This is a genomic window from Pseudomonas sp. LJDD11, assembly GCF_024584215.1.
GTDB lineage: Bacteria > Pseudomonadota > Gammaproteobacteria > Pseudomonadales > Pseudomonadaceae > Aquipseudomonas.
The window spans coordinates 1-570 of the sequence record NZ_JANJFL010000114.1 but is presented as its reverse complement, the minus strand read 5'-3'; the positions used below and the strand labels follow the sequence as shown (position 1 = coordinate 570).

The 570-nt window shown below is 64.9% G+C and carries 1 protein-coding gene; it reads right to left on the bottom strand.

The genetic code is table 11. The annotated features are described in order from the left end of the window. Window positions 1–570: aminotransferase class III-fold pyridoxal phosphate-dependent enzyme (locus NRB16_RS29040; protein ID WP_257107588.1), on the bottom strand; the 570-nt coding region annotated here is incomplete at both ends.

The following is a 570-nucleotide window of genomic DNA, read 5'->3' as shown; positions in this document are numbered from 1 at the left end:
CACCACGCCATGTTCGTCGCACAGGGCGCGCAGGCCTTGCAGGTAGCCCGGTGCAGGCGGAACGCAGTTCATGTTGCCCGCGACCGGCTCGACGATGATGCACGCCACTTCCTGACCGACATCGGCCAGCAACTGGCGCACGGCCTCCAGGTCGTTGAACGGTACGGTCAGGGTGTGTTTGGCGAACGCTGCCGGAACGCCTGGCGAGCTGGGCACGCCCAGGGTCAGTGCGCCGGAACCGGCCTTGACCAGCAGGCTGTCGGAGTGACCGTGGTAGCAGCCTTCGAACTTGATGATGCTGTCGCGGCCGGTGTAGCCACGGGCCAGGCGAATCGCGCTCATGGTCGCTTCGGTGCCGGAGCTGACCATGCGCACCATTTCCATGGAAGGCACCAGCGAGCAGACCAGATCGGCCATCTCGGTTTCCATGGCGGTCGGTGCGCCATAGGACAGACCGTGCTCCAGCTGGCTGCGCACGGCGTCGAGTACTTGCGGGTGGCTGTGGCCCAGAATCATCGGGCCCCAGGAGCCGACGTAATCGACATAACGCTTGTCGTCTTCGTCAGTCAC